This window comes from Vibrio sp. 1580 (assembly GCF_033340055.1).
In genome coordinates this window covers 449,694-476,314 of sequence record NZ_JAWOVT010000002.1, presented here as the reverse complement: position 1 = coordinate 476,314, position 26,621 = coordinate 449,694, and the positions used below count along the sequence as shown (strand labels likewise).

Below are 26,621 nucleotides of genomic sequence, written 5' to 3'. Positions count from 1 at the left end.
AAATCTTCCGCCAAGGTTTGGTCTGCAATGCTACTTTCAACCACAGGCGTGTCGTTCACCGCATTCACGGTGACGTTGACCGTCGCTTGGTCAGTCAGTGCACCATCGGTCACGGTGTAAGTGATTTCAGCGTCACCATGGAAGTTCTCAGCCGGTATGAAGACCAGTTTGCCATCAACGATCTCAACTGTACCTTGTGTTTCAGGTACGGAAGCCGATTCAATCGACAGCGTATCGCCATCAATGTCGGTGTCGTTTGGCAGGACATCAACCGTTACTGAACTATCTTCCTCTGTAATTGTTGTATCATTAGAGGCAATAGGCGCATCGTTAACTGAGTTTACTGTTACCGAAACTTGAGCTTCATCCTCTAACTCACCATCTGTGATGGTGTAGCTAATCGTTGCATTACCGTTGAAATTTTCGGCCGGAGTGAAAACAAGCTTACCATCGATAATCTCAACGATACCTTGCTCTTCTGGTACAGAAACAGAGGTAATGATTAAATCATCACCTTCAATATCACTGTCGTTAGCGAGCACATCAATTACAACCTGGGAATCCTCGTCAGTTTGAATCGCATCATTAGTTGCTATTGGCGCGTCATTAACAGGCGTAATATCTAAGTTAGCAGTGCCATTAATAACACCGCCATCTTTATCAATAATGTCATAGGAGAATGACACTTCAGTGTCATCGTCAGCCTCTGGAATGTAAGTCCAAGATCCATCGCTGTTATCAATTAAGGTGCCATTCCCACTCTCAATAGTGACGTTTGTAATGACAAGAGTATCGGCATCATCAATATTGACGTTCGATAGTAATTCTTCAGTAGTTATCGTGATTGGATCGCTATCTTCCTCAACAGCGCTTAATGTCACTGGAGAATTAGTAAGTGGCTTACTTGAGCCATCCCCACTTGTCTCGATACCTGTTGTGAAGAAGTCATTTAAGGTCAACGCTTGAGTTTCAGATAAGCCGAGGGATTCTAAGCCAATAGTTTCAAAGTTTGTTGAGGCTAGCACTTCAGTACCATCTCGTACAATCGTGGCACTATTTTGCAAACTGGAGCCACTATTTTCACCCGCTGCAGGTGCGAGTTCTTCATCAATAGCAGAAGGGTCTTGACCTTGCTCAATAGCACTAATAATCTGTGCTACATCGTCTGAAATATCTTTTAAACCTTGCTCTTGAGCAAGCTGAATTTTCAGGTCTTGAGGCGCAGCATCTGTCATTGCCACTATCACTTCACCTGGTAGAGGCTGCTGTCCTTCTGCAAGGACTCTCAGCTGCCCATCCAAACCTATTACGACGACTTGATTACCGAGTGGCACTAATGCTGTACGATCCATATAAACCTTAACCCTAAATAACTGTCAAGTTTTTGACTAACAATACTAATTTGCTATATATTGCCCGAATATATAGTGCAATAACAGCAATTTGATGCTCAATAAAGTAATTATGTGTCATACATCAATAAGAATCCAGATGCATAAGTGTTTTATTTTATTAAAATCTGGACACACGTTCCTAGCTATTACCTCCATCTTTAATTTGAGATCTTAATTCAAGTTTTAGGCAGATTTAGTAGGTTGATTTATCAAAATTGAAACAAATGAACAGCGAATCAACAGGTTACTTCATCGCATATTAATGTTATTGTGCGCTAAATTATTGACGCCCTTATAAGTATTCCACTTATAAGCCCTATCACCTCGAGAATTTTTACCATTATCTAGGAGAATCACAGTGAAGTGGACTCGTGCCAACGCCTTTTGTATTGGTATGTTCACCGCTAGTCATGCGTTTGGGCAAACGCTAGAGCAAGCGGTTGAAAACACATTAAAAACCAATCCTGACATCAAAAGTGCGTTCAATGAATTCGTTAGCAAGCAGTATGTGAATGAAGCATCTGGTGGTGCTTACCTCCCATCCGTAGACTTAGATGCCGGTATCGGTTACGAAGGAATCAAACCCGCAGAGTCAGGGCGAGATTCAACCGACCTGACAAGAAAAGAAGCCACCGTGACACTAACCCAGCTAATATGGGATGGCTCAGCGACACTTAATGATATGGATCGAACAGCAGCTGATGCTGAATCGGTCCGTTATCAACTTCTAGCTGATGCCCAAGACACCGCTCTAGAGGTCGCGAAAGTTTATTTAGACTCAGTAAAAGCTTATGAAATTCTTACACTTTCCGAGAATAACTTGAAAGTGCATAAGAAGATCTATGAAGACATTAAAAAGCGAGTTAACTCAGGTATCGGTTCTACAGCAGACCTAACCCAGGTAGAGGCTCGTTTAGCAAAGGCTCACGGTAACTTGGTGGCAGCTCAGAACAACTTATATGACAGCCACACCACCTTTACACGCCTTGTCGGACAGTCACCACAAGGATTGATTTTCCCAAGAGCGGACCAAAACTTTATTCCCTACACCATCGATGAAGCGATTGACTTGGCATTCGAGTCACACCCAGTAATCAAAATCTCGGTAGCTGATGTGGACTCTGCAAAGTTCCAATACAAGCAATCTAAGGGAGCTTACTACCCAACGATATCGGTAGAAGCGGCTCAAACATGGCGTGATGATGCAAGCGGTATTGAAGGAAGCAGCGAAGAGACAACAGCAATGTTACGTATGCGTTACAACCTCTTTAACGGTGGTAGTGACGTAGCCAACGCTGAAAGTTTTGCCTACCAACTAAATAAAGCAAAAGACTTAAGAGAACGTGCATACCGCCAAGTCGAAGAAGGTCTTCGTCTATCTTGGAGTGCGTTAGATTTAACACTTCAACAAAAAGAGTTCCTAGCGGATCACGTAGATTCGGCCTCTGAAACTGTCATCGCCTACGAAAAGCAGTATCGCATTGGAAAACGCACTCTGCTGGACTTGTTAAATACTGAAAACGAACTTTTCGAAGCGAGAAAGAACTACTTGGATGCTCGATACTCAGAGCAGTACGCCAAGTACCGCGTTATGAACGCGACTGGCCAATTGTTAAATGCCTTGCGTGTCGATGTACCTACAGAATGGAATGAAAAGGTGGAGTACTGATCATGAAACCAGTGAAGATTCTATTTGCATTGGGTATGCTCGCCATCACTCAACACGTTGTTGCTGAAGACGAATATGAGTATCGTCCTGTACCAAATGCAGAACAAATAGCAGATTTGCAAGATGACGATAACGATGGTGTCATCAATGCTCGAGATATGTGCCCAGGTACACCTGAAGGCTCAGAGGTCGACAACGACGGTTGTGGAGAATACATTAAAGCATCAGATAACATGCAAGTGCGGATACTTTTTGCTAACGACTCTGATGAGATCAATCCAGTCTTCAGAAGACAAGTCCGAGAGCTTTCCGACTTTTTAAAAGAGTACCCTACTACTTCGATAGAGCTGCACGGCTATGCTAGTAAAGTTGGTGGTTCAAAGCATAACCAAGATCTTTCTGAAAGACGAGCACGCAATGTCCGTGAAGCCCTACTAAGCTACGACATCGAACCGAGTAGAGTCCGCATTGTTGGTTTTGGTGACACTCACTTAGCACAGCAAGGGACCGATGAAGTCAGCCATGCTTTAAATCGTCGAGTAACCGCATCAGTCGTTGGTTACAAAGGCGAGATAAAAAGAGAGTGGACAATATTCACAACTCTTCCAGAAAGGTAAAGTACCTGTTTTTGTTTGCTCTGCAAGCACAAAGCAAACAAAAACGAGTGAATACTTAACCTCAGAAAAGGAGCTTCGGCTCCTTTATTTTTACTCATTTCGACAACCGTATTATGCTTTAGGAATCGGCACTTTAGTGTTACTCTAGCCACGTCATAACAACGAGAGTTTTGAAATGAGCAAACTTACATCAGATATCCAAGCGAACCTTGACCTTTTTGTTGCAGAAACGAAAGAAAACCAATTGGTTTGGGGTCTACGCAATGAAGAAGGTTGGCTATCTTGCGATTCAACTGAATTCGAAAACAGCGAAGTCATGCCTTTCTGGTCTTCTAAAGAAGATGCAGAAGCACATAATGTTGAAGAATGGGCAGATTTTACTGTACTAGAAATCCCATTAGATATCTTTGTTGAAGATTGGCTTTTGACTCTTGCTGAAGATGGTGTTCTTGTTGGAACTAACTGGAACGATCAGTTAGAAGGCAAAGAAATGGAGCCTCAAGATCTAGCAAAGCTTTACATTGATTAAAGATTTCTGACCTCAACTTTATGTTGAGGTCTTTCTTTTTTATGCCTCTTCTTTCAATATCTCGACCAAGTGCATAGTTTTACTACTCTTTTTCTTAGTACACCCAACTCAATCACAACGCTGATGCGTTAAAAGCGCTATGATAACTCAACTTTAAAGGCACCTTAAATTAAAGGCTCGTTTAAACATGCGCGTGCTCTATCCCTTGCTTGCGTCACTTTTGCTCACTCCAGTATATGCAAGCGACACTCAAGATATTGAACCAAACCAAAATATCACACAGTGGCACTCTGTCTACCAAACCACACTACGAAGCAACCCTGAGTCGGCATTGAGCATGCTTCAAGATCGCTACCATACAGCGAAATCGGACAGCGAAAAGCTCTACGTAAGTGGATTGATTTATGAATATATGTCAAACATAAATCAGCCTTACTACGGCAGCAGTCAAGTCTTAGACAACCCTTTTTCTCAATTAGAATCAGAATATATTCTTGCCTTAAATGAACGTAAGCATGGTAGTTACGAGGCCTCAGTAGATAGCTTTTCTTCTTTGCGACAGACAATGAAGAAAATATCCGATTCCGAAGGCAAGGCTCTGATGAACTATCAACTTTGTTATACGCTGAATCAACAAGGTCGTTATCACAAAGCAAACTTTTATTGCTCATCCTTAGAGAGCCACTTAAATCATAAGCATCAAGAAAACTTCCCTGTTGATCTCGCTTTGCGCGTGGTAGCAAATAACTACAATTACCGCGGTGACTATGAAAAAGCCTTAAGTTTGTATCGACAGTTGATGGCCAACATGTCGACGCAAAGCGATCCTTCAGGGATTTACAATGACGTCGGCAATTTACTTGCAGAGCTGGGGCAATTTGAACAATCAGAGCAATATCTCATTCAAACCTTACTGGTTCGCCAAGATGAAGGGACACCTCTTGAAGTTGCGCAAGTCGAACATAGTCTAGGAGCGATGTACAGAAAATCCAAAGAACTCGATAAGTCCATCAGCCACTACAAAAATGCATTAACGATTCTCGAACAACTTCATTATCCATACGGGCAAGGGTTGACCTATTTAGGGTTATCTGCTGCTTTGGCCGATTCTGGGCAATTGGATACCGCGGTAGATTACATTGGAAGAGCATTAAACATTGCCCAAACTTATGAGAATACGCACCTTGAAACAGAGGGTCATTTGGCTGCTGGATTGGCATATTTAAAGAACCATACACCCGAAAAATCGATTGAACACAGTACAATAGCGTTAAGATTAGCGGTAAAAAACGCTAGGCCCTTATTGCAAGCGCAAGCCCAATTACTCCTCTCAAAAGCATACCAAGCTCAAAATGATTACAAAAAGGCACTGGAGCATCACAAGGCCTACTCGACGATTGAACTAACGAACCGAGACGCGAGTAATATCAAGGCGTTAGAGGCACTAGATCTCACTAAAAAAGAGTATGAATATGATCTACAAGTCGCGCAGTTGAACAACGAAACTCTTCTAAGTCAGTACCAGTTTGAAAAACTCACAGACCAACAACGCACTTATAATTTTGTTGTTTTCTGTTTATTGATTCTCCTCGCTCTGGCATTGATGGTTCAGCGACAAACACGCTTAAAAGCCAAAATAGACAGCTTAACGTGTGCATTAAACAGAGCGGCAATTATAGAGACGATTAAAAGCCAAACCTCCAAAGCGGAAGGAGACTTCCGCTACGTTCTAGCATTAATCGATCTAGATGACTTTAAGGCGATTAATGATCAGTATGGTCATCCGACTGGCGACTTAGTACTACAACAGGTATGCAAAGCGCTTAAAGCTAAACTTAATAAGGGAGATTACTTGGGTCGTTTAGGTGGAGAAGAGTTTATCTTGCTATTGAAAAACGTCGATGAGATTGACGTTCCCTTTAGAATACAAAGTCTGCATAAAACAATTTCAGAAAAGAGTGTACATTCGCTTAATAACCATCAATTGAATATATCTGCGAGTCTGGCCTATCTATCAACCTCAATGCCACTCACCAACTTTGATGAGCTCTATTCGATATTAGACCAAGCGTTATACAATGCTAAGAAGCAAGGAAAAAACTCCCTTGTGGACGCATACAACGAGCCGATCAGTTTAAGTGCTGAGTATATTCTCTAATAAAACCAAACCACCAGCGTAGTGGTTTGTTATAGGTGGAAGCATCAGTAAGCCATTCAGATGCAACACCATCATCAAGGAGTCTTTGTGCCCAAGGCAAGAAAAAACATTCAGTCTCTAGAGCGAGGTTTTCTAATCCTCGAGTTGCTCTCGATGAGTGAGTCTCCCCTATCATTACAGACGATCAGTAATGCGATCCAGTTAAATAAGACGACTGTTCACGGGTTACTTGCGACTCTACACTCTCTTGGATATGTATCCAAACACAACCATAGCTACAGCCTAGGGTTTAGATGCTATGAACTGTCTAAGCCGATTGAACAAAAAAACGAAGCTATCCGACAACACTTTGTTCCATTGCTGAAAAAAATGGCCCAAATGACTAACAACACTGCTTACCTCGCTGTACAAAGTGGCGCTAAAGAGTACTTGTATATCGATGCTATAGAGCAGGATAACCCTCTTACTATCCGTAGCCCGAGAGGGAAACGAGAAGGACTCACAACATCTGCGATCGGCAAGGTTTTTCTTAGTTTTGATGATGAGCTTCGCCGAACATTGCGCCTTGAAAGCCAAATATCCCCCACGTTAGAAACTGAACTTAATCAGGTTGTATTATCAGGTTACGCACTCGATTTAGAAGAGGCAGAGCCAAACCTCAATTGCTTAGCGATCCCCCTTTACTTGGATGGTAAGGTCGTTGCTGTTGCAGGTGTCAGCGGTGCTGCCTCCGAACTGACGGTCACTAGGCTAAAACACTTTGCCAGCATCTTTCTCAAACTTTAAGATTTGACAATGTCGAATTCTAGGCCATTTTTATACTGTTTTGATTACATGCTTATACGTCGCCTCTAATATGGTCGTTGTTCAACTCAACAACGTAGGAGAAGCGATGTCTACTGTATTAATCACTGGCGCTAACCGTGGCTTAGGCTTGCAATTTGTCCGCCACTACCTTGGAAAAGGTTGGCAAGTTATCGCAACTTGTCGTTCACCAGAAAATGCTAAGCAGCTCAATGAACTAGTAACCCAACCCAATCAACTTCAACTGATGGCTCTAGACGTCACTAACCAACAAGATATCGATCAGTTAGCCACTCGATTAGCGGATCGTCCGCTCGATCATTTAATTCTGAATGCAGGTGTATTAGGCGAAGAGTGTGCAACGCTTGGCGAAATGACCCAGAAAAAATGGCTAGAAGTACTAAACATAAATACCGTCGCACCTGCCCTGCTAATTCAAGCACTACAAGACAACGTTGCGAAAAGTCAGCACAAAACCATCGTGGGAATCTCAACCCGAGTTGCGAGTTTAAGCGATAACAGTTCAGGTAACATGTACAGTTATCGAGCATCTAAAGCAGCGCTTAATCAGGTTCTAGTATCAGCAGCACGCAATCTCGAATCGCGAGGAGTAAAAACTGTCGCAGTTCATCCCGGCTGGGTAAAAACCGATATGGGCGGTGAGGACGCAACCTTTTCTGCCGAGGAAAGTGTTGCAGGCATTGTTTCGGTCGCAGAACAACTAACACTTGAGCTATCCGGAAGCTTCCGCGTATTTGATGGCTCTACAATCGAATGGTAACTGATCTCTAAATGACGTCTCCCGGCCAAATTGAAGGCCGGGAGAATACAGTAAACTAATAGGCCAAAAAGATAAAAGCTCGCACTATCGTCAGACAAGCGAGCCGTTATCGTCTATGGTGTTGTACTACCGTCAAACGCTGAGGAAGTCAGCGATTGCAGAGGTGTCATTTAGACAATGATTTCCCGTGAAACTCACTCAATCATCCCACTCAGGCGCTAGCCCTTCAGGGTTTACTTCGCGGCCATTTCTTTCCAACGCATCTATCTTAGCAATCGCCTCTTCACTCAGATTAAGTTCAAGTGCTTTCAGGTTACTTGCCAAATTCTCTCGTTTAGTTGAAGACGGGATCACCGCGTAACCTTTTGACAGCGCCCAAGCAAGCGCGACTTGAGCTGGCGTGGCCTGATAGTCCTCAGCAATACCTGCAATAGTTGGGTCCCCAAGTACTTTCCCATATGCCAAGGTCATGTAAGACGTTACCTGAATATCGTTTTCCTGCATGAAGCTGACCAACTTACGATTTTGCAAATAAGGGCTAAGCTCGATTTGGTTAGTAACAATATTCTCTTTACCGACCACTTCTATCGCTTGTTGCAACAAGTCAATATTAAAGTTGGAGACGCCAATATTACGGGTTAACCCTTGCGATTTAGCTTCAAGTAATGAAGCCATGTATTCGCTCAAGTTATTGTTATTGCCAGGCCAGTGGATCAAGGTCAAATCCACATAATCTGTATTTAGCTTTTCTAAGCTCTCTTTTAGACTTGGAATGAGTTGTTCCGTGTTCATGTTATCAACCCAGATCTTGGTCGTAATGAATAGCTCATCACGTGCAATACCGGACTGTGTCAATACTTCACCGATTTCTGCCTCATTACCGTAAATCTGTGCAGTATCAATTACGCGGTAACCCACTTCTAACGCATTACGGACTGAATCCTTAACTACTTCACCCTCTAAACGAAACGTGCCGACGCCAAATGATGGTACTTTCATCTAAATCTCCTGAATTATCGATTTTATAGTTGATTCGAAGCAAAACTTTACGCCGCAAGAAACTTTCCGTAAAGTTAACAATACTCAAATCTAATTTGAAATATATTCAACAATGAAAGCTACTCTAGATGAAATGCGCACCTTTATGGCCGTGGTCGATACGGGTTCAATCAGCTCTGCGGCTGAACTGTTATCGATGACCGTCTCGGCGGTGAGTCGATCGGTATCTCGGCTAGAAGCCAAACTCGAAACGACTTTGTTAAATCGCACAACCCGTAAGTTAGATGTTACTAATGAAGGAACGATATACCTCGATAAAGTCAGACATATTGTAGAAGCAGTAGAGAATGCCGAAGCACAACTGAAAAGCCAGAAATATAAGCCCTCTGGCCTCCTACGAATAAACGCAGCTACCCCCTTCTTACTGCACGTACTAACGCCGCACATTGCTAAATATCAGAGCTTGTATCCAGAAGTCGAAATCGATCTCAATTCCAATGAGGAAAATATTAGCCTTTTGGGAACAAAAACCGATATTGCTTTTCGTATCGGTGAGCTACAAAACTCAACCATGCGCGCGATATTTCTTGGTAAAAGTCGGATTCGAATCGTCGCGAGTCCAGAGTATTTAAGACAACATGGTACTCCAACCTCAATAGATCAGTTACTCAATCACAAGCTACTTGGATTCAACAAGCCGGAGTATCTTAAGGAATGGCCGATCATGGATGATAAGAACAAACTTCTGCGTATTATGAGTAGCCTAAGATCTGATAATGGCGAGACGCTAAGGTGTTTAGCCTTACATGGTGCGGGGATAGCTTGCCTGTCTGACTTTATGACCTACTCTGACCGACAAGCTGGTCGCTTAGTGGGCGTGCTTAGTGAACACACGCATAATGTCGAACAGCCCGTTCATGCGGTGTATTACAAAAATGCCAGTACCTCACGCCGGATCAGCTCTTTTATTGACTTCATCAAGCAAGAAATCAAGGTAGAGAACCACCAGTTCCTTTAAAGACCACCGCTGTTTGTGGCAAAACACTTTTGTCTTTTTGCCGCTTTTTCTCACAACAAAAATCTCATAGTGTCCTGAATATCAGGGAGGCACCTTGCCTCCTAGTACTCACAGTAATAGTCAGGCTTCATAATGCATAAAGATTTAAGTAACAGATTCACCATCGGGGTTGAGCTCCCCCTAGATAATGACTGGACCCAAGAAGGCCAGAAAAAACGCCTGCTCCAACGAAAACCGTTCGGCGTACCAGACATGAGTGCACATAAACAGCGTATTATGTTAGCCGATAAGTTAGGCTTTAACGTAGCGTGGGTGAGAGATGTCCCGTTGTACGACCCTAACTTTGGAGACGCGGCACAAATTTATGAACCGTTCAGTTATCTTGGCTATCTCTCTGCGTGCACCGACAACATTCTACTAGGGACAGCAGCGATAGTATTACCGTTAAGACAACCTTGGCTAGTGAAAAAAGCCGCTGCGACCATCAACGAGTTAAGTGGTGACCGCCTGATACTCGGTGTGGCTAGTGGAGACCGTCCTAGTGAATATCCCGTTTTTAACGCTAACTTTGACAGCCGTGGCTCGGCTTTTCGAGAAAGTGTAGAGATTTTGAAAGATACGCAAAATGATAAGCTGGGTAACGATCTACAGTTATTACCCGAGTTTGCTGATATTCCTATCTATGTCGCAGGGTTAGCGCAGCAAAGTCCACAATGGATAGGAGAAAACCTAGACGGCTGGCTCGCCTACCCAGGCACACCTGATGATCATGAACACCGCGTTGTACTTTGGCGCTCCGTAGCGGGAAACAAACCCTACGCCAGCTTTATTCATCTTGATTTAGTCGATAACCCAAATGCACCAGTCGTTCGGCATCACTTTGGTATCCGGGCCGGAGTCAATGGCTTGAGCGATGAGCTAGAAAAAATGCAAGAAGCAGGAGTCAATCACATCGGGTTGCATTTCCGTCGTAATAGCCAACCAATTGAGAAATCAATGGAACAGATCGCTCAGTACGTGTTGCCACGCTTTAACTAAGATCAAATAAAAATATGTGCCACCTTACTAAGGAGTGGCACGCTAGGCTTGGCACTTGGAAAAACAAAAGCTGCAATAACGACAAAAATCTTTTGTTAAAACAACAATAATAGAGTTATTTTAAAGTAAGTCTTGGTTGAATAAAGTCGATGAACGCGGAAATACGTTTAGAGACTGAAGAAGATTTGTAGAAGACAGCATTGACCTGTTCTCGTCCAGTATTTGTGATTTTTTCCGATTCAAACAATGCCACTAACCGTCCAGAATCAAGATCATCTTTCATCATAAAGCCAGATAAACATGCAATGCCGTTCCCTGCCAGCACTAACTGTCTAACCGTTTCACCACTGCTGGATAGGATATCAGGCTCTATCATCTCAAACCCTCGTAATGGCCACTGATTTAACACTTTAGCGCCAGAAAAACCGATCAAGTTATGACTGCGCAAATCGCTCACCGCTTCAGGGAAACCTCGTTTAGATAAATAACCAGGCGTGGCAACGATAAATAGTGGGCTTGTTCCTAAAGGTTTAGCATGCAGTGTTGAATCCGATAATCGTCCAATACGTATTGCCACATCGGTTCTTTTTTCCAATAGATCCACAAAACCCTCATTAGAGGTAAGATCGAGTTGAATATCAGGATAAGCCTCTTTAAATGGCTGAATTAACGGCACGAGTTGATGTAAAACAAATGGGCTAGCGGCATCAACTCTTAAGCGCCCCTTGGGTAATTCACCTCGTGTGATGATCTCTTCTTCAGCTTGCTGTATTTGTAGTAAACCTAAGCGAACCGCTTCAACAAACTGATGCCCTTCCTCAGTAACTTCCACTCTGCGTGTCGTGCGATTCAGCAAGGTTACCCCCAACTGTGATTCAACTTTACTAACCGCACGAGATACCCTAGCGACTTGAATACCTAGTGCATCAGCAGCGGAAGAAAATCCACCACTATCCACAACTGCCATAAGAATCTCTAATTCATCTGATCGGGTTAACATTTCATCCCCTTTCTTAATTGCGCATTTCCATCATTTATAGCAAAAGTATTTTGTAATAAACACCATTTTTCGCAACGAATAACTCTTTAATAATACACGGCATGGAAACGGGCTATTCGTTTATCCATTCATATTCAATGATTATAAGAGAGAGTTGTTATGCCTTTAGCTTTACTTGCATTGACGCTTAGCGCCTTTGCTATTGGAACCACGGAGTTTGTAATTGTCGGTCTGATACCGACTATGGCCTCCGACCTCAACGTATCATTACCTTCAGCGGGTCTTTTAGTTAGCCTGTACGCACTTGGTGTCGCGGTTGGTGCTCCCGTTTTAACAGCGCTGACTGGTAACTGGAAAAGAAAGTACGTTCTGCTTTCTGTTATGGCACTGTTTGTTCTTGGCAATCTGTTAGCCTGGCAAGCACCTGGATACAACACTCTAGTCACAGCAAGGATACTGACCGGGCTTGCACACGGTGTGTTCTTTTCGATCGGCTCGACTATCGCCACTGGCCTAGTGTCAAAAGAAAAAGCCGCTAGCGCAATTGCTATTATGTTTACCGGTCTGACCGTAGCTCTAGTGACGGGCGTGCCACTTGGCACCTGGATTGGCCAGACATTTGGTTGGCAGGCAACCTTCCTAATCGTCGCGATCCTTGGAATCATCGCACTGATAGGAAGCGCTCTGCTAGTGCCGAGTAATCTGAAACAACCACCAGCAACCAAGCTGTCATCGCAAGTAAAAGTCTTGACTCAACCTCGTCTACTTTTGGTGTACGCAATCACCGCGCTCGGTTACGGTGGTACGTTCACAGCCTTCACTTACTTGGCTCCTATTTTGGAAGAAGTTTCGGGGTTTGGCTCTAGCGCTATCAGCCTAATTATGTTGGTTTATGGTGTATCAGTCGCATTCGGCAACATCTGGGGCGGAAAGATGGCCGACTCTATGGGGCCAATCAAAGCTCTGACAGCGATTTTCTCGGGCCTAATTGTGGTATTGCTCGTGTTTAGTGTCACAGCATTTAATCCAATTTCTGCAGTAGTGACCATTCTTGTCTGGGGTGCCTTTGCCTTTGGTAACGTTCCAGGACTTCAAGTTTATGTTGTCAAACTAGCAGAGAAATATTCACCTGATGCAGTCGACGTCGCTTCTGGTCTCAACATTGCTGCATTTAACGTAGGTATTGCACTGGGTTCTTGGGGCGGTGGCCTTATCGTGGCCAATGCTGGGCTGATGCACACACCTTGGATTGGCGCGATCGTAGTATTAGGTGCTCTACTACTAACCCGTTTCAGCGGAATGCTAGACAAGCGTGGAGAACAGCACGCAACGGCACACTGATTCACGTTCCGAATCTATAAAAATCACTTAAATTAGCCCGGCATTACGTCGGGCTTTCAATACAGAGTTTAAATACACCATTGACTGAGGTAGAAAGTTTATTCTACCCTTAGGTAAAACAAACGTTCTACCTGGTGTATCAAATAGTGAAAGAAAAAATCGCAGCAAGCCTAGAAAAAGCATTCAGTCAGTATGGCTTCGCCGAGCCTAGCGTACCCCAACTCAAAAACGCCTGCGAAGTCAGCCTGAGAACCCTGTACAAATACTACCCCTCCAAGGAAGCGATGATTGTTGCAGCTCTCGAGCATCGCCATCAAAGGTATTTGAGTTTTTTGCTCGAAGACGCCCCTGCCAATGGAACACCGGCTGTATTACACCTATTCACTCGCCTCGAGGATTGGATGAAGGAGTTTGCACCGAATGGCTGCATGTCCATCAATGCATTAGCAGCCTATCCAGAAAATCTATCTATTAATCAAGCAGTAAAACAACACAAATTGGCGGTTCGTCAGCTTATGGTCCAACTAAGTCAGCGAGAAGACCTCGCAACCACACTCTTCTTGTTACATGAAGGTCTATCCAACGCATGGCCGGTTCTCGGTCACGCTGCCTTTGCATCCGCTGAATACACTCTGCTAGAACTAATGAAGGAGAACAATCAATGACCACAATCCCGAAAGTCATGAAAGGCGTCCAACTTATCGGTCATGGTGGGCCAGATATGCTTCGTTACCGCGATGATATACCTGTGCCAGTCCCCTCGCCTGATGATGTATTGATCCAAGTTGCCGCCGCCGGAGTCAATAACACCGACATCAATACCCGAACAGCATGGTATTCTAAAAATGACGCCAATAGCATGGATGCAAGTTGGTCAGGAGACGCGCTATCTCTCCCTCGAATCCAAGGTGCCGATGTATGCGGTACCATCGTCGCTGTTGGTGAGAATATCTGCCCATCACGAATCGGTCAGCGTGTGCTCATCGAACCATGTATTACGCGCTTCAACAGTCAAGCACTTAGCTCGCCTTGGTACTTCGGTTCAGAATGTGATGGTGGCTTTGCTCAGTTCACTGTTGTTGACAGTAAACATGCATATGCTGTGAATAGTAGTTTATCGGATATTGATTTGGCCTCCTTCCCTTGTTCTTATTCAACTGCCGAGAACATGCTTGTCCGCTCTAATGTCACAGCGAGCGATACCGTACTGATTTCAGGGGCATCCGGCGGTGTTGGCTCTGCCGCAATCCAACTGGCGAAGGCGCGTGGAGCATACGTCATTGCTATCGCCAGCCCAGAAAAGAAAGAACAGATCACGGCATTAGGAGCAAACCAAGTTATCCCTCGCGATGCAAATTTAACAGCGACTCTCGGAGAAAACAGCGTTGACGTAGTGATTGATTTGGTCGCAGGAGAGCAGTGGCCACAATTTCTTCAGGTACTAAAGCCAGGATCAAGATACGCTGTTTCCGGCGCCATAGGCGGCCCAATTGTCGAGCTGGATGTAAGAACTCTTTACCTTAAAGACCTAGCGTTATTTGGTTGTACCGTTTTGGCACCAGAAGTATTCGGTAACTTGGTTCGCTATATCGAACAGAACGCAATTCGTCCCTTAGTCGCGGAGTCATTTCCCTTGAACCAGATAGGTCAAGCGCAAGAAGTATTTTCACGCAAGCAACATATTGGGAAACTGGTTTTGGAAATCACATAGTTTTTGTGATTAACAACGACCTATACAAGTCATTGTAATTTGAGAACCCTTTAAGCATTCTACAAAATGTTCAGTAATTAGGAGTGCGCTACGGTTGGCTTAGCTTGTTATCCCTTTTCATCACGCTAAGCCAGCTTGTAAAAATATGCGGTGTTTGCTTCTGAGTTATAAATGTTTAATACCAACATTATCTTACTTCTGGCGTTCATGAACAGAACCGAGATCTGAACGACTTCGGTGTTAAACCTACGATTCTATTAAATATTTTCCTGAACGCGCTCACATCTTGGTAACCCACTCTAAATGATATTGCGTCAAATGTTAGGGTTGTCGACTCAAGTAAATCACAAGCTTTTTGTACTCTTAAGCTTTGTATGTATTGGTTAACATTGAAACCTGTCGCCTTTTTAAAGCGTCGCTGCAATGTCCTTTCTGTTAAACAACTCAACTCTGCAAGCTCTTTATTGCTCAGTTTTCCTTGATAATGATCGTTTATATAGTGCTGTATTTGAACAATTACCTCATCACCATGTTGGAAGTTTGGAGTAAACTGTTGATAAAAGCGTTGCTCTCTCGGACCAGTATCAATAACCAACATTTTTCCTAACAGGCGCATTACTTCCGGTGACGCAAATAAGGAAACCAACTCCAAACCTAAATCCACCCATGACATCATACCCCCAGCCGTAATGATCGTTCCTTCGTTAATAAGGATGGCTTCTTGTCTTACGTGGATATCGGGAAACTGACTCGCTAATGAAGGAGCCAAGCCCCAGTGTGTCGTACAAGACTTATTGGTCAACAACTGGGTTTGAGCAAGAATAAAAGTACCAGCGCAGGCGGAGGCTAAAATCGCACCTTTACTATATTGGACATTTAACCAGTCGAGTAGCTCTGGCTCTGGTTCTAAGTAATATTGACCAGTGCCGCTAGGCGGAATCATTACCGCTGTTTTCACATCGAAGTGCGTGTTTGACCAGTGATCCAATATCTCTACTTCAAAGTGCACATCAACGCCCAATTTAGCCGCCGCACGGTTTGCCATCTCGAAGAGTTCGCTTAAACCATATACGGAGGCTTGCGAGCTATCTGGGTAATTAACGAGTGCTATTTTCATTTATCTTCAAGTGTCGCTTTTTGACTCTTTTGTGTCATTTTAGACTCTAAAGAAGGTAGCTAAAAGTCTTTATATTATTCGTACCGCAATGATCCTCAATAAAAGGAAAAGAAAATGACTCAAAAAGCCCTACTTGTAATTGATTTGCAAAACGACTATTTCCCAGAAGGAAAGTTTCCTTTATGGAATACAGAATCGACTTTAGACAATGTTAAGAGAGCAATAACTAAAGCCAATGAGCAAAACATTCCTGTGATTCATATTCAGCATATTGCCGACCCTGCCATGGGTATTGCCCCATTCTTCAATGAAGGCAGCGACGGTGCCAATATTCACCCAGAAGTTCTTGCTTTAGCGCCGAATTCCGAAATCGTGGTAAAGCACTTCGCAGATAGCTTTGAAGGAACACGTTTAGAAGAAGTATTGGCAAGCAAAAATGTAACGGAGTTACTTGTATGCGGAATGATGACACAAAACTGCGTGACACATACTGCTATCTCAAAATCTGCGGACAAGTATGATGTTTCGATCTTAATGGATAGCTGTACCACGGTCGATGAAATGATTCACAACATTGCACTTCACGCTGTCTCAACGAGAGTTCCCCTCGTAACTATTGAAGATAAGCTGTAATACACGTAAAACCTTTCGCTCACACAATGCGGGCGAAAGGTCACACATATATGCACTTTCATTGATATTTGCTTACTTTGTGTTAAACATTGGTTTCCAAATAGTTACAAGGAAACGTTTATGAAATGGATAGTCGTATTGTTTATTAGCTTATTTTCAGTTTTCAGCCATGCGAAAGAGTGGAAACAAATTCGCTTCACTGTTGAAGGGGCTTACCCCCCATTTAGCTGGACGACAAAAGAGGGAAAGCTAGAAGGGTTTGAAGTCGACCTCGCTAACGCGTTATGCAAAGAGTTAGAAGTAAAGTGCGTTATCTCAAAAATGGATTGGGATGGCATCATCCCTTCTCTCCTTAGTCGCAAGAACGATGCGATTATTGCTGCAATGACAATCACAGAAGAACGAGAAAAGAAAGTCGATTTCACCGTCCCTTATGCAAAAGTACCGACTCGTTTTGTAATGAAAAATGATAGAGAAATCAACATGGATGACGGCAGCCTAAATCGTTTATCTATTGGAGTTCAAAGAGCCACAATTGGTGATAAGTACCTTTCGGCCTTGTATCCAGATATTGATATTCGTCGTTATGGTACGTTCGATGAGGCATTTACTGATCTACTCAATGGACGGTTAGATGCTGTATTTGGCGGCTCAATCGGTTTAAGTGCTGGTTTTCTTGAAACTGCACAAGGTGAAGGCTATCACTTTACTGGACCAGCGTTTACAGAGGAAAAGTGGTTCGGCCGTGGCATTGGCGTAGCAGTGAGAAAACAAGACAAAGAATTAAAAGCATTACTCGATAGCGGAATACAAAAATTGATCCAGAGCGGTAAGCATAAAACCATCGCCAGCAAGTATTTCTCCTATAGTATTTACGAGTAACCTCTTTATCTTTTTATAGCCTGCGCGGTATAGGGAACTTCCCTTTCCCTATATGGCGACAAAAACAGAGCCCTCGAGCAATCGCCCGAGGGTTATTTTTATAAAAAAGCCCAGGTATATAAGTAACCCGCTCCCATGGCCATCGTTAAGATAACGATTAGGAAGGCAGCAATCATCTGGTTCTTAAAAATTGATTTCAACAAAATTACTTCTGTAAGACTTGCGCCAGCACTACCAATAATAAGCGCCATAACAGATCCAAGAGCCATACCTTTTTGTACTAGTGCCGCGCTAAGTGGAATGACCGCCTCTGCACGGATGTACAATGGAATACCAATGATTGCTGCGACCGGAATCGCGTACCACTTCGCTTCACCAGCGAACTCCGCAATGAACTCCGTCGGGATGAAGCCATAGATAAATGAACCAATCGCAATGCCCATCATGAGATAAGGGAACACTTGCTTAAAGTCTTTCCAAGTTGATTGCCAAATACGTACCCAGCGGCTAGGCTCTTTCTCTTCCACGACTGTCGCTGTTGCACTACCGTCTGATGAACAGCAGGACACTTCCACTTTAGGTTCAGGTTTTGGTGCATCACCACAACAAGATGTTTTCGCCGCAACTGGCGTAGGTTCATTGCAGGCGCTGGTACTACAGCTTGATGCTGGTCTCGCTTCTTCTTTTTTCTTGCTTGAATCGCCACAAGAAGTACCGCACGAAGAAGAACCTACCGCTTGATATGCTTCTGGTTTGACGTAACGCTCAAACCCTAGTTTTTCAAGTACATAGCCTGCTACCACTGATACTGACATCGCAATAGCAAAGTAAAATACCGCAACTTTCCAACCAAAAGTCACCACAAACAAGGCAATAATCACTGGGTTAAGCAACGGGCTTGCAAATAGGAACACCATCATAGGTCCAAAACCTGCTCTTGCACGCAACAAGCCTTTTAAGAAAGGAATGGTCGAACACGAACAGAAAGGCGTAATCGAACCTAGCAACGCAGCAATGAAGTAACCTTTACCCTTTTTCGAGCTGAGAATAGATTGAATTTTTTCTGGCGTTAGAAAATCTTGCAACACACCGACAATGTAGCTAATTGCCAGAAATAAGATGATAAGTTCGGTTGCTAGAAACGCAAACATATCCAGCGCTTCTTTAGCCATAGTTATAATTTCTGTATTCACATTTACTCTCCTCGTCATTTTTCGCTAACAAGCTTACCTGATAGACAAACCTTTATTTCGACACTTCTGGAAGTATAGAATCATAAAACAAAAGATCAACAAAATATTTCCATAAAAATGGAATAATAAAACTAGTCAATACTTATCATAAAGTTACATGTCGTTAGCTATGCAGACTGGTTGTCGATGATAATTTCAGAGCATCTCGAATCCTTTTTATCAAACATAACCTAAAATTATCAAAATAAGAAAAAACCATAATTATTTCAGCAGCACCCTCTGAGTTAGTATGACTTTCGACCATTCTTAATAATAAGGAAAACCTATGAGAGCGATAACTTACCAACGAGATAACGATACTTTCTCTTTATCCGAATTACCTACACCAAAACTAGAAACCCAATTTGATGTATTGGTTAAAGTTAACGCTGTTGGTTTGAACCCTGTCGATGCAAAAATTCATTATTGGTCAGACATGGTCACTAACATGGATAACAATTTTGTTGGCGGGTTAGACGTATCAGGAGAAATAGTCTCTGTAGGCGATGCGGTCGTTGATTGGAAGGTTGGCGATAAAGTGTTGTATCACGGAAACATGAGGCGCCATCACGGTGGATTCGCTGAATTTGCTATCCATGATTCAAGAACGCTCATAAAGCACCCTCAGGTTCCGGTTGAAGTGGCAGCATCTACACCTTGCGCAGCCTGGACCGCATATCGCGCTTTGGTAGACAAGCTCGATATTTCAAATCGAAGCAGCATTTTTATCGCCGGAGGTGCTGGCGGCGTTGGAAGCTTTGCTATTCAGTTAGCAAAGACATTTGGTGTTGAACAGATCATTGCTACTAGTTCAGAAGCTAATCACGCATATTTGTCCTCGTTAGGAGCAACCCATATGATTGATTATCATCATGAAGATGTAGTTCAACGAGTAATGGACATTACCGGAAATCATGGCGTTGAGGTTGCACTCGATTGTGTAGGCGGTGATAACGACCGAATTGCAGCCTCGGTATTAACCTTTGAGGGCGAAATGGTGGAGCTCGTCAAGACTGTCGACCCTTCTCAATACCCAGATGCCTTCTTAAAAGGCTTGGGCTTCCACCAAATAAGTTTGGGCTCTGGTCATGTCTTTGGCGAGAGAGGGTTTGCAAGTATCGTTAATGCCGGAAAGGAAGTGTCTGAGCTATTAGAAAATGGAGAATTGGAAGTACCGAAACTGAAGATCATCGGCTTAGAAGATGTAGGTAACGCACTCTTGGACATGCGAAATCAGAGAACAGTTGGAAAGATTGTCGTTAATCTGAACCAAAAATAATTAATAAAAATCTCGAGGCAAACTGGCAAGGTAATGAATGAGCAAGTTAAAGCATCTTGTTACTTTGCCAGATATGAAAGGCCTTTATTTTATCTATAACGATGAATAAAAAACAAAATCTCTTGTCATACTTCCCTGCGCTTCACCAAAATTAGGCGTTTTCGAGAGTGTCTCTCCAAGTCGCTAGCAATTTAATATGACGTGGTTCAATCCCACAGCAACCACCAATAATGCTCGCTCCCTGCGCATGCCACTTTTTAGCATACTCAAGATATTCAGTCGGAGAGAAATGACGAACTTCCTGAATGGTCTCGTTGGCTTGGTGCGCTTGCTTTATCGGAGCAAAGCTATTTGCGAAAACACCTATCGTCAATTCTCTACCTGACTCACACAATACTGCTTGTGTATCAATGATCGCTTGCTCGACAACTTCAGGAATAGAGCAATTGAAAAAGATACCTGAAACATTTGTTTTCAACAGCGTATTGACCGCGGCTTTGAGAGATTCCCCTGAGCGAAGGCGAGGCAAAGAGTTAGGCTCATCCATTAAGGTGAAAGCAAGATAATTGGGCTTATCTGTTTTGGCTAAAATTATTGATAGAACTTCAACTTCAGCGAGGCTAGACACGGTCTCAGCTAACCAAATATCAACATATTGATCTTGAGCTTCAAATAACTCAGAAGCCACTTCCAGTGCCCTTTTCGGCTCGAATAATTCAGGCCTGTAAGACCCCATGACAGGAGGAAGAGACCCCGCAACGAGCACTCTATCGTTAGAGCTGGTGACTACATCTCTGGCAATTTTGGCTGCAGATTTTGCTAACTCAATCCCTCGCTTCGCATAGAGTTCCTCTCCTAAGTGAAATGGAACACATGCATAACTGTTAACAGTGATAATCTCTGCGCCAGCGTCTATGAAATTCTCATGGGCCATATTTACATATTGTGGTGATTCAATTAGCGCTTGTGCACTCCAAAGCGGCTGAGAAAAAGGGGCGCCAATACGTTTCAACTCTCGCCCCATGCCACCATCTAAAATTGTTACTTTCTTCATTTAGACATCCATACCGCCAAACATCCATAAGCTCTATTCAAACACAATTTTTATCAATTCAAAATGAAATTGTTATGTTTAAAGTGAACAAAGACTTAATGGCTGATTAAACACTCTAGTATTTACCAGACCTTTCATTCGGACCAAGCTAATGTTATCGCCATTAACTTCGAGTAAAAAGCCCATTATCTATGTCTCTCGGCGAGGTGAGCGTTACGAGCCACAATAGTGCATGAAGTGATTGAGGGACTCGCCCTCAATCAAATTTTCTTTTTATTATAAGACTTTAGATAAAAACTTCTGCAATCTAGGGTTGGTGGGGTTATCAAAAAATCGCTCAGGAGAGTCAGAAACCAAAAGCTCACCATCTTCCATAAACAACACCCTATCAGCGACCTCTTTTGCGAAACCCATTTCATGAGTAACCACGACCATCGTCATTCCGTCCTTGGCCAAATCTTTCATCACATCAAGAACTTCTCCAACCATTTCAGGGTCTAGTGCTGATGTGGGTTCATCAAACAACATAATGTTGGGCTTCATTGCTAACGCACGAGCGATTGCGACGCGCTGCTGCTGTCCACCTGATAAATGATTAGGATAATTATCCATTCTCTCCGACAGACCGACTTTATAAAGCAAATCTTTTGCTTCTTTCTTCACCGATTCAGGGTCACGTTTAGAAACCTTTAAAGGTGCTAACATGACGTTCTCTATCGCCGTTTTATGTGGAAAAAGGTTGAAGCCTTGAAATACCATGCCCACATCAGCGCGTAGTTTATTGATATCCGTAGATTTGTGGTACATATCGATACCATCTACGATTATAGACCCACTATTTATTGTCTCTAATTGATTGATCGTCCGTAAGAATGTTGACTTACCAGAACCTGACGGTCCTACGATGACAATCACTTCCCCTTTTTCTACATTTACCGATACGTCCTTGAGCGCATGGCAGCCATTAGGGTAAATTTTATTAATTGTTTTTGCTGAAATAATGTATTCCATTAATGACTCCACCATTAATCACTTGCTGCCAATTTCTTTTCTAACGTTTGTATTGCCCAAGATAAGGTACTAGTCAGAAGCAAATAAAGGGCCGCTACGGTAAACCAAACTTCAAATGGGGCAAAACTACCACTTACGACTTCCCTGCCCGCTTTTGTCAGATCAGTAATCGAAATCACGGAGACAAGTGAGGAATCTTTTATCAGGTTGATAAACTGCCCGGCTAAGGGAGGTAATGTCTGCTTAAACGCTTGAGGTAAAATGACATAAATCATCGCTTTGGGATAATTCATTCCTAGTGAACGCGCCGCTTCCATTTGTCCTCTTGGGATTGACTGGATTCCTGACCGCACAATTTCTGCGACATAAGCGGCGGTAAACACGGAGAGCGCTATCACTCCCGCAGTAAAACGCTCTAGGTCAAGCACAGTACCAATAAAGAAGTAAACGATAAAAATCTGTACTAAAAGAGGCGTTCCACGAATGACCTCGACATACACAAGCGCCAGCTTTTTTAATGCCGGATTGCTGGATATACGCATTAGTCCGACAACTAAGCCCAACGCTAGAGCAATGATAAGTGACCAGAGCGAGATTTTAATTGTCGTCACAACACCATCTAAAATTGGGCCAGAGCGCCACTCTTTTATAGTTGCTAAGGTATCTCCTTCAAAAATAAGATCACCTTCATAGACGTCCACAGACTTATATTGGCTTAGTTCAAGAACAATATCACCATGAATACTCTCCAGAGCCAGTTGGTTATTCTCGTCGAGAATGATGTTCCCATCGACAGGCGCGGTAATGGATGAAGCAGCGTTAGTGGCAATATAAGGAAGGACACGCTCCCAATTCCAGCTGTAATCGATTCGCTTACCTGACAGATAGACAAGACCGCAAATTGATAGCAAAACAAGAACAAAAACAGCGTTCCACAATAGGGATTTAAAGTTATTTTGCATGTGATTCCGAGAATGACTTTGATTAAAGTTGGTTGGGTATTTGAATAAAGAAAAGCGTTAGCTTCACAGCACGAACCGTTTGGTTGGCGATGAACCGAGCCAGAAGCTAACCGCTCCTCTACAATAACAATATGATTACTTGACTTGCTTTAACCATTTATCGTCGTTAAACCACTTATCGTAAATGCGATCGTAAGTTCCATCGCCCTTAATTTGACGTAAATAGTTGTTTAAGAAGTTAAGCGTATCTGGATTTCCTTGCGGCACAGCCCAACCCAAAGGCTCGTAAGTAAACGGTTTAGCCAAGTGCATTAACTGCCCTTTGTTTTCCGCCACATAAATAGAGTTGTAAGGAAAGTCATAAACAAACGCATCTACCTTTCCGTTGGCAACCTCAAGTACCGCTTCAGACTGAGTTTCGTATAGATTTATCTTAGCTTTCGGAAGGTATCGTTTTACCGCTTGCTCACCCGTTGTCCCAAGCTTAGTTGCAACAACATAATCTGGACTATTGAGATCTCGGTAACTAGACACTTTACCTTCATGTTTGAGATCTACGAGAATAGATTGACCAATAACCACATAGGGATCAGCGAAATTCACCTGAGTATTTCGCATAGGTGTGATAGTCATCCCGCCCATAATCATGTGACACTTACCAGTCAACAGTGTTGGGATAATGCCATCCCATGAAGTGTTTACCGGCACAAACTTAACATCCATGGCACGCGCCATTTGCTTACCCAAATCGATATCAAACCCGATGTACTGCCCATTTTTTGCTGTCATTTCAAAAGGCATATACCCAGAATCAAAGCAGACTTTTAGCTCCCCTGTACTTTTGATGTCGTCTAAAATTGGGTCTGCATTAACCGTCGTCGAAACAGCTAACCCCAGTGCAGCAAAACACAATAACTTTTTCATGGATATTCCTTTATCATTTGTTGTAAAGTTTTTTTATACACGACAATAGAATAAAAAACCACAAACAATGACTTTTTAATCACTAGAATTTGTAGGATCGTTACTAAGCTGGAAGATCTGAATGAAAATCTATACCAAGCCATTGCAATTGAATTGCATGCATTAAGTGATTAAGTTGTAGGCAGGTCACTATAACGACAAGAAACATACGCTTTGACTGAATAGTCAGCGTTTCCGAGAGTGGTTTAATTATTAACGAAACCATACAGATATTCGCTTTTTCACATTGACCGTAATATCAAAAGTGCTTGAGTTTTATTGTTGACAATTCTTCCATAGTCAATGGTCACAAATGTGATGTACAGCACATTTCTATAGTGGCACTATCACCTTTGTCGAGAGATATTAACAAGGATTCGTTGGACATCTTGACTTTGTAATACAAATAAAAAGGTGACTATATGAAAAAACTAATGACGCTCTCATCACTATTATTATTCAGTTTATCTGCTACTGCTGGTATTCATGTCGAACACTCTACAAACAAAGTTGTTCTCAATGACTTTACGACAAAAGATGCCGCTTATAGCTCTGCGTTTGATCTTGTCGATGAATACCAAACGCTATCAAAACATGAACTTAGAAATCGTCTAAACATCATTGGAAGCGGTTTCCCTCGTGATATTGCAATCGATGATAGTAAGGTGAGAGTTGAAGAATACGCACTTAACCGTGATGAAGTTAAATATCGTGCAATCATAAACTTCGATTATCACTTCAGAACAAGTGACGGCGGTAAAAACTAAAAATCATCTGCACCTTTACTTTCTTAGAGCCCTTCCTATTTTAAGAAAGTAAAGGTGTCTAATCATATTGAAACGACGGCTTTTCATAAATCGCTCTCTCCTTACATAAACAGTATCAATCCCTACCTCTATCGTTTACATAAAAATAATTTTTCCAATCTTCATTGAGATACATTTCGTCGTTTGGCGCTTTATCATTCACTTGGTTCGCCATATGGATTCCACATCGCTTAAATGAAAAAGACCCTTGAAATTGAGTTCACTTTTTTATGAAGATTAACTCAACCTAAGATTGACAATTTTCGTTATATTTTTCTCGTTTATAGCAATATATAAAAAAACTCTTTTTGTTTTAATTAACCATAAGACGTAAAAAAAAGGCAACAAGGTACTTCTTGTTGCCAAAGAAAAAAATCATCATTCAAAAAATATGAAAATGAAAACTAGCAGTGGACTAGCTAACAAAACAATTATATCCAAAACACTTTAACAATTAACGATCAATATAATCCATTATATATGGATGAAAATCAGCACTTATAAAATTACACCTATAAATAAAAAGCCTGAAAATAGTTTCAGGCTTTTTATATTTATTAATTTTTTAGAATGAATATCTCGCAGCTATTGCAAGAATATCGTCTTCATTGTCTACATCTGTAATTCTGTATTCTGCTAGTGCTTTAAAATTAGAAGTCAAATCGTACTCTGCACCTAGTGAGTAGTAATCGACGACATCTTCATCATCACGCTCTAGATTGTTATAGCCAACTAGTGCCCAAAGCTTATCTGTTACTTCATAAGTGGCAACTGCTTCAATACCGGTGTAATCAATATTACTTTCAGAACCATCTTTAGCCCAGTTTTCACCATCACTGTATAAAACAGAGGCATAAAACTTGTCGTATTCAAATGCAATAGCACCCGTTAGCAGCTCTGCATCTTCTGCACCCGATTGCCCTTCACCTTCGTTGTAACCAAGCGCAACTTTGAAGCCATATGGCAACTTGTAGTCCGCCGCCGCACCATAAGAGGCTGCTTCTGTTGACACTTCATCGTTTTCAGCCTGATAGCTAACATGAATATTCAAACCTTCATAGCTTGTCGTTAGCTTAAATACTGAATCGGAGCGACCGGTACCATATAGATCCGCACTTACGCCAGCAGCTTCATTACCAAACTCCGGGAAAATATCCGTGTAGTCAGATACTAAAGTGACCGCACCGTATTGACGTCCATAACTTACTGTTCCGTAATCTGCACCAACGCCTACATAGCCTTTTCGGATATCAAATTCATCATCTTCAATCCCATCAGCATCTCTGCGATTAGACTTAAATTCCAACTCATATAAGCCGAATGCATAAAGATCTTCATTTATTTTAGACTCACCTGAAAGTCCTACACGAATGTAGCTATTATCTCCGTCAGCATTTTTATCATCAGAGAAATAATACATCCCTTGCGCTCGGCCATGAATATTTAATACTGATTCTTGATCTTCATAAACTACGGCTGAATTTGCAGTACTTGCAGAGAAAAGTGCTGCGATTGCGATCGACGTTCTTGTCATTTTCATTTAATTACCACTACTTGTGTTGTTTGAATCGAGTGAAATTATGAACAGTGGCAATTATTTTTAAAGTGCAAATTCAACCATAT

Annotated in this window: 25 protein-coding genes; 15 read left to right on the top strand and 10 right to left on the bottom strand. The window is 42.5% G+C overall.

Annotated features, from left to right (window positions below; all coding sequences use genetic code 11):
• Nucleotides 1–1,352: cadherin-like domain-containing protein (locus R7093_RS05300; protein ID WP_318146541.1), on the bottom strand; the 1,352-nt coding region annotated here is incomplete at its 3' end.
• A gap of 400 nt (nt 1,353–1,752) precedes the next feature.
• Between R7093_RS05300 and R7093_RS05295 the strand changes: the two genes are divergently transcribed.
• The 6 genes from R7093_RS05295 (at nt 1,753) to R7093_RS05270 (ending at nt 7,952) form a co-directional block, all read left to right on the top strand.
• Nucleotides 1,753–3,063: a TolC family outer membrane protein gene (locus tag R7093_RS05295; protein ID WP_017821962.1), complete on the top strand. Its 1,311-nt coding sequence runs from the start codon at nt 1,753–1,755 to the stop codon at nt 3,061–3,063.
• Between the two features lie 2 nt (nt 3,064–3,065).
• On the top strand, nt 3,066–3,680 hold the full coding sequence (locus tag R7093_RS05290) for an OmpA family protein (protein ID WP_005377354.1): 615 nt from the start codon (nt 3,066–3,068) through the stop codon (nt 3,678–3,680).
• A 175-nt stretch (nt 3,681–3,855) separates the two neighbouring features.
• On the top strand, nt 3,856–4,209 hold the full coding sequence (locus R7093_RS05285) for a DUF2750 domain-containing protein (protein ID WP_005377352.1): 354 nt from the start codon (nt 3,856–3,858) through the stop codon (nt 4,207–4,209).
• Nucleotides 4,210–4,396: 187 nt separating this feature from the next.
• Nucleotides 4,397–6,367, top strand: coding sequence for a diguanylate cyclase domain-containing protein (locus tag R7093_RS05280; protein WP_206959839.1), 1,971 nt, complete (start codon nt 4,397–4,399; stop codon nt 6,365–6,367).
• Nucleotides 6,368–6,454: 87 nt separating this feature from the next.
• Complete coding sequence (locus R7093_RS05275; RefSeq protein ID WP_017635969.1) at nt 6,455–7,153, top strand: IclR family transcriptional regulator; 699 nt, start codon at nt 6,455–6,457, stop codon at nt 7,151–7,153.
• A 106-nt stretch (nt 7,154–7,259) separates the two neighbouring features.
• A complete protein-coding gene (locus R7093_RS05270; RefSeq protein WP_047102672.1) occupies nt 7,260–7,952 on the top strand; it encodes an SDR family oxidoreductase in 693 nt (230 codons plus the stop codon).
• A gap of 198 nt (nt 7,953–8,150) precedes the next feature.
• Here R7093_RS05270 and dkgB read toward each other — a convergent pair whose 3' ends face one another.
• Nucleotides 8,151–8,951, bottom strand: coding sequence for a 2,5-didehydrogluconate reductase DkgB (gene dkgB / locus R7093_RS05265; RefSeq protein WP_047102673.1), 801 nt, complete (start codon nt 8,949–8,951; stop codon nt 8,151–8,153).
• 112 nt (nt 8,952–9,063) lie between these two features.
• Between dkgB and R7093_RS05260 the strand changes: the two genes are divergently transcribed.
• Entirely contained in the window at nt 9,064–9,969 is a 906-nt protein-coding gene (locus R7093_RS05260; protein WP_005377343.1) for a LysR family transcriptional regulator, read from the top strand.
• A 132-nt stretch (nt 9,970–10,101) separates the two neighbouring features.
• Nucleotides 10,102–11,007, top strand: a complete 906-nt coding sequence (locus tag R7093_RS05255) for a TIGR03571 family LLM class oxidoreductase (RefSeq protein WP_047102674.1) — start codon at nt 10,102–10,104, stop codon at nt 11,005–11,007.
• 115 nt (nt 11,008–11,122) lie between these two features.
• Here R7093_RS05255 and R7093_RS05250 read toward each other — a convergent pair whose 3' ends face one another.
• Nucleotides 11,123–12,007, bottom strand: coding sequence for a LysR family transcriptional regulator (locus R7093_RS05250; protein WP_318058266.1), 885 nt, complete (start codon nt 12,005–12,007; stop codon nt 11,123–11,125).
• Nucleotides 12,008–12,166: 159 nt separating this feature from the next.
• Between R7093_RS05250 and R7093_RS05245 the strand changes: the two genes are divergently transcribed.
• The 3 genes from R7093_RS05245 (at nt 12,167) to R7093_RS05235 (ending at nt 15,059) form a co-directional block, all read left to right on the top strand.
• The gene (locus tag R7093_RS05245) at nt 12,167–13,348 is read left to right on the top strand and encodes an MFS transporter (RefSeq protein WP_017635963.1); all 1,182 of its coding nucleotides are present in this window, start codon (nt 12,167–12,169) and stop codon (nt 13,346–13,348) included.
• 143 nt (nt 13,349–13,491) lie between these two features.
• A complete protein-coding gene (locus R7093_RS05240) occupies nt 13,492–14,013 on the top strand; it encodes a TetR/AcrR family transcriptional regulator (RefSeq protein ID WP_318146543.1) in 522 nt (173 codons plus the stop codon).
• A complete protein-coding gene (locus R7093_RS05235) occupies nt 14,010–15,059 on the top strand; it encodes an alcohol dehydrogenase family protein (RefSeq protein ID WP_182039736.1) in 1,050 nt (349 codons plus the stop codon). The genes R7093_RS05240 and R7093_RS05235 overlap by 4 nt, the downstream gene beginning before the upstream one ends.
• 205 nt (nt 15,060–15,264) lie before the next feature.
• Here R7093_RS05235 and R7093_RS05230 read toward each other — a convergent pair whose 3' ends face one another.
• Nucleotides 15,265–16,176 (bottom strand): GlxA family transcriptional regulator, encoded by a 912-nt coding sequence (locus R7093_RS05230; protein WP_115386010.1) that lies wholly within the window; start codon nt 16,174–16,176, stop codon nt 15,265–15,267.
• A gap of 114 nt (nt 16,177–16,290) precedes the next feature.
• On the opposite strand from R7093_RS05230, the gene R7093_RS05225 reads away from it, so the two are divergent.
• Nucleotides 16,291–16,809, top strand: coding sequence for a cysteine hydrolase family protein (locus R7093_RS05225; RefSeq protein ID WP_005377333.1), 519 nt, complete (start codon nt 16,291–16,293; stop codon nt 16,807–16,809).
• Nucleotides 16,810–16,929: 120 nt separating this feature from the next.
• Nucleotides 16,930–17,691 (top strand): transporter substrate-binding domain-containing protein, encoded by a 762-nt coding sequence (locus R7093_RS05220; protein ID WP_005388903.1) that lies wholly within the window; start codon nt 16,930–16,932, stop codon nt 17,689–17,691.
• Between the two features lie 98 nt (nt 17,692–17,789).
• On the opposite strand, the gene R7093_RS05215 is transcribed toward R7093_RS05220, so the two are convergent.
• Nucleotides 17,790–18,863, bottom strand: a complete 1,074-nt coding sequence (locus R7093_RS05215; RefSeq protein ID WP_250156743.1) for a permease — start codon at nt 18,861–18,863, stop codon at nt 17,790–17,792.
• Nucleotides 18,864–19,209: 346 nt separating this feature from the next.
• Between R7093_RS05215 and R7093_RS05210 the strand changes: the two genes are divergently transcribed.
• Nucleotides 19,210–20,202 carry a zinc-binding dehydrogenase gene (locus tag R7093_RS05210; RefSeq protein WP_017635220.1) on the top strand — a complete coding sequence of 331 codons (993 nt, stop codon included), beginning with the start codon at nt 19,210–19,212 and terminating at the stop codon, nt 20,200–20,202.
• A gap of 151 nt (nt 20,203–20,353) precedes the next feature.
• Here R7093_RS05210 and R7093_RS05205 read toward each other — a convergent pair whose 3' ends face one another.
• The 4 genes from R7093_RS05205 to R7093_RS05190 form a co-directional block, all read right to left on the bottom strand.
• Nucleotides 20,354–21,256, bottom strand: coding sequence for a homocysteine S-methyltransferase family protein (locus R7093_RS05205; protein WP_047102677.1), 903 nt, complete (start codon nt 21,254–21,256; stop codon nt 20,354–20,356).
• Nucleotides 21,257–21,532: 276 nt separating this feature from the next.
• Nucleotides 21,533–22,267: an amino acid ABC transporter ATP-binding protein gene (locus R7093_RS05200; RefSeq protein WP_170893395.1), complete on the bottom strand. Its 735-nt coding sequence runs from the start codon at nt 22,265–22,267 to the stop codon at nt 21,533–21,535.
• 14 nt (nt 22,268–22,281) lie between these two features.
• On the bottom strand, nt 22,282–23,229 hold the full coding sequence (locus R7093_RS05195) for an amino acid ABC transporter permease (protein ID WP_005377325.1): 948 nt from the start codon (nt 23,227–23,229) through the stop codon (nt 22,282–22,284).
• Between the two features lie 135 nt (nt 23,230–23,364).
• Nucleotides 23,365–24,153: a transporter substrate-binding domain-containing protein gene (locus R7093_RS05190; protein ID WP_017821680.1), complete on the bottom strand. Its 789-nt coding sequence runs from the start codon at nt 24,151–24,153 to the stop codon at nt 23,365–23,367.
• Nucleotides 24,154–24,614: 461 nt separating this feature from the next.
• On the opposite strand from R7093_RS05190, the gene R7093_RS05185 reads away from it, so the two are divergent.
• Entirely contained in the window at nt 24,615–24,959 is a 345-nt protein-coding gene (locus R7093_RS05185) for a DUF3316 domain-containing protein (protein WP_005377323.1), read from the top strand.
• 604 nt (nt 24,960–25,563) lie between these two features.
• On the opposite strand, the gene R7093_RS05180 is transcribed toward R7093_RS05185, so the two are convergent.
• A complete protein-coding gene (locus R7093_RS05180) occupies nt 25,564–26,538 on the bottom strand; it encodes a porin (RefSeq protein WP_047102678.1) in 975 nt (324 codons plus the stop codon).
• Nucleotides 26,539–26,621 lie beyond the last annotated feature (83 nt).